The sequence below is a fragment of the Neisseria sp. P0009.S008 genome, assembly GCF_051958615.1.
Classification (GTDB): Bacteria; Pseudomonadota; Gammaproteobacteria; order Burkholderiales; family Neisseriaceae; genus Neisseria; species Neisseria subflava.
On the sequence record NZ_JBQCVG010000063.1, the window covers coordinates 1 to 273 of the forward strand.

Here is a 273-nt window from a genome sequence, read left to right on the forward strand (position 1 = left end):
GACTACAAGGGTATCTAATCCTGTTTGCTCCCCACGCTTTCGCACCTCAGCGTCAGTACCGGACCAGTGAGCCGCCTTCGCCACTGGTGTTCTTCCTAATATCTACGAATTCCACCTCTACACTAGGAGTTCCACTCACCTCTTCCGGACTCTAGATCGCCAGTATCGAAGGCAGTTCTGGAGTTGAGCTCCAGGATTTCACCCCCGACTTAACGATCCGCCTACGTGCGCTTTACGCCCAGTAAATCCGAACAACGCTAGCCCCCTTCGTAT

Annotated in this window: 1 rRNA gene; it reads right to left on the reverse strand. The window is 53.5% G+C overall.

Features of this window, described 5'->3' with window-relative positions:
* Nucleotides 1–273, reverse strand: a 16S ribosomal RNA gene (locus tag ACTHSQ_RS11265); the annotation flags it as partial.